The organism is Psychrobacter sp. Pi2-52 (genome assembly GCF_904846705.1).
Lineage (GTDB): Bacteria > Pseudomonadota > Gammaproteobacteria > Pseudomonadales > Moraxellaceae > Psychrobacter.
Genome location: NZ_CAJHBS010000040.1, coordinates 1 through 6109, shown reverse-complemented (window position 1 = coordinate 6109; position 6109 = coordinate 1). Strand labels below are relative to the sequence as shown.

Here is a 6109-nt window from a genome sequence, read left to right as displayed (position 1 = left end):
TTCACGTACTATCCTCTTCTTCTTGACCACTTTAAAAATATGAGGGCGATTATTATATTCTTTGTCAGTTATGACTTTCTTAATTTTATAATAAATATTATCAAAAGTAGTCTAAAGTTTATGTTAGAAATAAAGGCAGTGTGTCAAATGGAAAGCCACTACTATTCATAACATAAACTTATAAAAAACCTAATCCTTCACGTTTACCACATAACGCCCAACCACTTTGCTAGACATAAAACGATCTAGGTATTCTGGCGTTTGCTCAAGTGTAATCTCTTCGCCATAGCTCTCAAGGTTAGGCAGTTTCATATCAGTGGCAACACGTTTCCAAATGGCTTCTTTATCAGCCAATGGTATATAAACCGAGTCGATACCCAGTAATGACACTGCTCTAGTGATGAACGGCATGACCGTCATCGAAAACTCAGCGCCACCTGCTAGACCACAGCTCGTCACCGCGCCGCCTGCTTTGGTTTGCTTAAGCAAGTTAGATAGGTAGTCGCCGCCGATGGTATCAATGGCGTTTGCCCATAGCTCACGGCCGACAGGCTTGTTACCGATTTCATTGATGGTATCGCGATGACGTACTTCGCTCGCGCCAAGCTCTTTTAGATACTCGCTTTGTTCTGGCTTACCTGAGAATGCAATTACTTCATAGCCGAGCTGCTTTAAGATAGCGATACTGATCGTACCTACGCCGCCTGTTGCACCAGTCACAGCAACTGGGCCATCACTTGGTTTTGCACCCATTTTCTCTAGTTTTTGGACACTCAGTGCTGCGGTTAGACCGCCAGTACCGTAGGTCATCGCTTCTTTTAGCGTCAGCGTTTCTGGGCAAGGTAGCGCCCACTCTGCTGGTATAGAGATCATTTGACCGAGACCACCATCTGTGTCCATACCGAGATCATAGCCGAATACCAATACTTCTTGTCCTACGCTAAACGTGCCTGATTTGTCACTGACGACCACGCCAGCAGCGTCGATACCAGGGGTATGCGGATACTGTTTGGTGATTCGTTTATTACCAGTGGCTGACATCGCATCTTTAAAATTTAACGATGAATAATGTACTTCGATGAGCAAGTCATTTTCTGGTAAGTCACTAATCTTGCGTTCTTGAATGCTTTTTTTGAATTCACCATTACTGGTTTCTTCAACGACTAATGCTTTGAATGTTATATCGTTTGACATGGTTATATCCTTATTAAATCTTATTATTTACTCTGATAGGTAACTGCTTATATATATGTTTACATCAGAATTATCATGACAACAGCACGGTTAAAATAAAAAAGCCCATAGTATTATCTAACCAGTAATACAAATGGACTTTTCATATTTATGATGCCTTTAATGACAATCAATGCAAGGTTAGAGTATTGCTTAAGGCTTTAGGATAACTTTACCTTTTTTGCTTGATTGTACTTTTCCAGAGACTGCAGTTGTGATGTCGTCCAGACTATAAATGGCTTCGATAGGGAGCTTTAGGTCGCCGTTCGAAGCGCGCTCTAGTAGCTCATCGATTAGACGTTGTTTGTTTTCTAGATCCATTTCTTGGCTGGTTTTGCTGCCCCAGAAGCCTTTTACAACGGCTTGCTTAAAGATCAAGCTGCCAGCGTCTAATGCCATTGGCTTGCCTGACATGATACCAAATGAGACTAGCGTGCCTTTGCTACCCAGTAATGATAGTAGCTCGTTGCTCGACTCACCACCGACTGAGTCAACGGCTGCTGTGATCTTGTCATCACCGATGATGGCGCGAACTTGGTCTTTCCAGTCATCATCAGCAGTGACCACATTGTTTTTGATACCGAGTGAGGTCAGCTCTTCTATCGCGTCTTTACTACGTACGAGGTTAATCGTATTTACACCGCGTGCTGCTGCTAACATCGCAAGCGTTTTACCGACAGCGCCGTTTGCCGCATTATGAATAATCCATTGACCTTTATCTACTTCTAGGAATTCTAATAGCATTAGGGCAGACAGCGGCATCGCAATCAGCTGGGCAGCCAACTCGTCTTCGATGCTATCAGGCATGTTAAATACCATGCTGGCAGGAGCGACAAAATACTCCGCCCATGTCTCGTGCACACTGGCACAAGCCACACGCTGGCCAACGCTTAAATCTGCGACATCATCGCCCACGGCATCGATAATACCTAGCGCTTCACTACCACCGATGGCTGGCATCTCAGGTTTATAGCCGTATTGACCACTTACCGTTAGCAAGTCATGGTTGTGAATAGGGGAGAGAATGGTTTTGATACGGACTTCGTTGGCAGCTGGCTGCGGCATCGGGCTGTCGCCAACGCTCAACACGTTGGAGGGTTTGCCAAAGCTGTTATGAATAGCACTACGCATGATGATTTCCTTTGTTTATTTTTAATAATCGTATTCTAGTTATTTGATTGTCTGTTGGTGATGGACACTCGAAGAAAGAGTGCAATCAGCTAACAACAGTAGCAACTTTGATGGATTGTTATCAGTACTTTTTTGGTTAAGTAACGTTGTTGCTTACTGATGAGGACATTGCATAGTTATGGCAAATTTAAGATAACGATATTATTGGGAAACATGCTGTAGTGCGCAGGAATAATTAATAAAACTCTATCCTGCTCAGTACATGCTCTTGTATTAGATAGGCGCAGATGTACGCACTTGGCCACGCAAAAATAAAGGCCAATCCCCAAGAATGCATCAATTCTGTAAAAAAGCCATCAACGTAGCCTACTTTTACCAATAATAGCGCTGACGAGATAATAAGCGACATCATCATCGCCATCAGACCTGTAAAGATAAGGCGATAGAGCTTGCGACGAATGCGTATTCTGATAGTGGGGAAGTTGGTCATAGTATTTGGTGTCCTACAGGATGATAGCAATTAATGACGCTCAGCCTATGATGCTGGCGTATGGCACAAATATAATTATGCGGTAATAAATAAGCGTAACTGACAAGATAGTTGGCTGCGAGCGGACATGATACGCTTCGAAAATGAGTAGGTAAAATCGTTATTATCAATGGTAGGGTTTGCGATATGTTATTAATATGATTATTGTCTTTAAGGCAGCATTTTAAAGCTTTTTGAAGAGATTATTTCTAAAACGAATATCTCTAAAAATAGCGCGTTCTCAACAGTCGATTTTGCTACGATAACTTACTATAACTAAGACCAAAAACAACTAGGAGTATAGTATGGCAGCTCAAGAACAACGAGGGTCTCAACAAAAAACATTAGGAATCATCGGTGGTATGAGCTGGGAGAGTACCGAGAGCTATTATCGTCTGATTAATGAAGGTATCAAGCATCAGCTTGGCGGACTACATTCAGCAGATTTGTTGATTCATAGTGTGGATTTTGCGTTGATCAATACGTTACAGGAGCAAGGCAGATGGGACGAGCTAGGTGTAATAATGGCTAGTAGTGCTCAGCGTCTACAAGCAGCTGGCGTACAAGGAATCATGATTGCTTCTAACACGATGCATAAATTGGTCGATGACGTGCGCTCCGCCACAGACTTACCATTGACTCATATCGCTGATGCGACTACTGATGCTATCAAAAAACAAAATCTTATCAAAATAGCCTTACTTGGTACTCAGTTTACGATGACTCAAGATTTTTATAAGCAGCGTCTTATTGATGCGGGTTTACAAGTATTGATACCAGAAGATGAAGCAAGAGCAGAAGTACATCGCATTATCAAAAAAGAGCTGTGTGTCGGTGAATTTAAAGACAGCTCACGAGAGTATTATCGTCAAGTGATTAAAGATTTGGCAGCGCAAGGGGCAGAGGGTGTGATCTTGGGCTGCACAGAGATTGATCTACTTATCAAACAAGCCGATAGCCCGATACCTGTATTTGATACCACAGCGATTCATGCAGCGGCGGCGGTAGATTTTTTGTTAGAGTAGTGCGAACTGATAAAAATATTTAAGCCTATAACGTTTTTACCAGTCGCTCAAGCAGTTCAAACGTGCTCTCTCGTTTGACCAAAGTTACCCCTTGTCCTGCCCATAAAGATTGATGTTCTGCATCCATATTTTTAGAGGCATGAGCTCGCATAGATTTGGACATGGCATTTAATTGTGGGTAGGGCGGTAGCTCATCAGCGCTTTCAAATTGAGCAAAATCACGTAGATAATCGTTTAATAAACCACGAGCGAGCTTACCTGAAAATAGTCGAGTTAAGCGCGTTTCTGAGCTGCGCCTGCTGTGACTGGCATCGAGTAAGGCTTGTTTATAAGTATCATTGATACCGCATTGGTCGGTGGTCAAAAACGCCGTCCCCATTTGTGCAAGCTCAGCACCTGCCGCTTGTACTGCCTTGATATCCTGTCCTGTCATAATGCCACCTGCTGCAATCAAAGGAATATCAGTACAGGCACGGGTTTGGGCAATCAAAGTCAATAATCCCAATGGATCGCTTTCACTTTGCGGTAACCAACCACCGCGATGTCCACCCGCTTCAACCCCTTGTACACATACCGCATCTGCGCCAATTTCGCTCCATGCTTTCGCTTCTAGTGGATGATTGGCGGTACCGATGACGCGTGTGCCGAAACTTTGCAGACGCTGAACTTGCTCAGCACTGATAATGCCAAAGGTAAAACTGGCAACGGGAACGGGATTGTCATAGAGCACTTTTAGCTGCTCTGCGAAGCTCTGCGCTGGGCGTTCAGGTAGTGTAAATTCAATATTATTGTCTTGATAGTATTGACTTAGCCAAGCGGGAATTTCGGTATCAAAGGTCGTAGATTCTTGCTCAGACAATACCATGAGATTGACCATAAACGGACGGTCGGTGAGCGATTTAATGGTATTAATTTGGCTGGTCAAAACATTTGGATCAGTCATACCAGATCCTAGTGAACCCAGTCCACCAAAGTTACTGACCGTCGCTACCAGTTCAGGTGTGGTTGCTCCTGCCATTGGTGCTTGAACGATAGGGTAGGTTAAGTTTAGAGTATCAAGTAAGGTCATGACGGGTAGCCTTTTGTTAAGGTGTTTGCATGACTTACTTTAACAGAGCTGGGCGAACAGTACGTAAGATAGTGTTTATTTAGTTGCTAAATAGGGTGATGGGTTTTGACTACGGAATTGTAGTTAAATTATTTGACTATAAAACTGTAGTTAAAGTTTATTAATACATATACTTGAGATTACTAAATATCTAGCCAAAGAAAGTTGAATTAAATGAAAAAATTCTAGACTCTTGTGGAATAATATTAGGCTAAGTGCAATAATTATGGTAAGTCCGTATTTGTAACTTAAAAGTCCTATGATTCAAAAATTCAAATGATATGAGAAAGAATATGAAGAATAATGATTTTCTAGATGAACCTACTGAAGATTTAATAAAGCAGTATATGGATAAATTCGAATTAGATGAAAGGTACAAGTATGGAGATAGTGCAATAATAAAACTGTTCGAAGCATTTCCAAATAACACTTCTCTTGAAGATATTATTTTAAAGGTCAGTGTGATTAATGAGCTATATAGCACTAGCATTTATAGTGTTTTCAAGGTGGCTCAGCATATATTAGAATGTGATGTCGATGAAAACATAAAGGCAGGAAATCCGGAGCTTGTACATCAAATCGCTACTGGACATAACATTCGTACTAAAAAGAATAATAAAGAAATCAATTTTTATTCTTTTGCTACTAAGTATTGCAATTGGCATAACCAAATAGATTATTCTATATATGACAGCTTCGTAGAAAAGACACTCATCGCCTACAAGGAAAGAGATAGTTTTTCAGACTTTAAGAAGAAAGATTTAAAGAGTTTTAAAAAATTTCACCAAGTGATTTTAGATTTTATTACGTATTATAATCTTAACGGAAAAAATGCGAAAGATATTGATAAGTTCTTATGGATATATGGAAAAGAGAAGTTCCCACCTAGTTATAAAAATAATTAAATAGGTTCTAACGGCTTATCTACCACTCAGTTTTAATTCTTTGTAAGATATTAATTCTTACTAAGATTTTCAAAAAAAAGATCAGTATCCAAGCCACCAAAGAGACCATCCCAGATTCTGTGTAACTGCCATTTAGATTAAATGCTTACTGATACGGTCATCAAACATAATCATAAAA

General features: G+C 40.9%; 6 protein-coding genes. 2 read left to right on the top strand and 4 right to left on the bottom strand.

The window, feature by feature from the left end; genetic code table 11:
* Positions 1 to 189: 189 nt before the first annotated feature.
* From JMY00_RS13295 to JMY00_RS13285, 3 genes are all read right to left on the bottom strand, one after another.
* A complete protein-coding gene (locus tag JMY00_RS13295) occupies positions 190 to 1194 on the bottom strand; it encodes an oxidoreductase (protein WP_201580509.1) in 1005 nt (334 codons plus the stop codon).
* Positions 1195 to 1386: 192 nt separating this feature from the next.
* Complete coding sequence (locus tag JMY00_RS13290) at positions 1387 to 2364, bottom strand: zinc-binding dehydrogenase (RefSeq protein ID WP_201580508.1); 978 nt, start codon at positions 2362 to 2364, stop codon at positions 1387 to 1389.
* 235 nt (positions 2365 to 2599) lie between these two features.
* On the bottom strand, positions 2600 to 2854 hold the full coding sequence (locus JMY00_RS13285) for a DUF2798 domain-containing protein (protein ID WP_101204702.1): 255 nt from the start codon (positions 2852 to 2854) through the stop codon (positions 2600 to 2602).
* Positions 2855 to 3198: 344 nt separating this feature from the next.
* Here JMY00_RS13285 and JMY00_RS13280 point away from each other — a divergent pair, with 344 nt between their 5' ends.
* Positions 3199 to 3918: an aspartate/glutamate racemase family protein gene (locus tag JMY00_RS13280; protein ID WP_201580507.1), complete on the top strand. Its 720-nt coding sequence runs from the start codon at positions 3199 to 3201 to the stop codon at positions 3916 to 3918.
* Positions 3919 to 3943: 25 nt separating this feature from the next.
* Here the strand turns inward: JMY00_RS13280 and JMY00_RS13275 are convergent, their stop codons facing one another.
* Complete coding sequence (locus JMY00_RS13275; RefSeq protein ID WP_134292849.1) at positions 3944 to 4987, bottom strand: nitronate monooxygenase; 1044 nt, start codon at positions 4985 to 4987, stop codon at positions 3944 to 3946.
* 332 nt (positions 4988 to 5319) lie between these two features.
* Here JMY00_RS13275 and JMY00_RS13270 point away from each other — a divergent pair, with 332 nt between their 5' ends.
* Positions 5320 to 5931, top strand: coding sequence for a hypothetical protein (locus JMY00_RS13270; RefSeq protein WP_201580506.1), 612 nt, complete (start codon positions 5320 to 5322; stop codon positions 5929 to 5931).
* Positions 5932 to 6109 lie beyond the last annotated feature (178 nt).

Excerpts from the sequence above, each read along its gene's own strand:
- JMY00_RS13295 (WP_201580509.1), bottom strand. The coding sequence starts at position 1,194 with ATGTCAAACGATATAACATTCAAAGCATTAGTCGTTGAAGAAACCAGT.
- JMY00_RS13290 (WP_201580508.1), bottom strand. The coding sequence starts at position 2,364 with ATGCGTAGTGCTATTCATAACAGCTTTGGCAAACCCTCCAACGTGTTG.
- JMY00_RS13285 (WP_101204702.1), bottom strand. The coding sequence starts at position 2,854 with ATGACCAACTTCCCCACTATCAGAATACGCATTCGTCGCAAGCTCTAT.
- JMY00_RS13280 (WP_201580507.1), top strand. The coding sequence starts at position 3,199 with ATGGCAGCTCAAGAACAACGAGGGTCTCAACAAAAAACATTAGGAATC.
- JMY00_RS13275 (WP_134292849.1), bottom strand. The coding sequence starts at position 4,987 with ATGACCTTACTTGATACTCTAAACTTAACCTACCCTATCGTTCAAGCA.
- JMY00_RS13270 (WP_201580506.1), top strand. The coding sequence starts at position 5,320 with ATGAAGAATAATGATTTTCTAGATGAACCTACTGAAGATTTAATAAAG.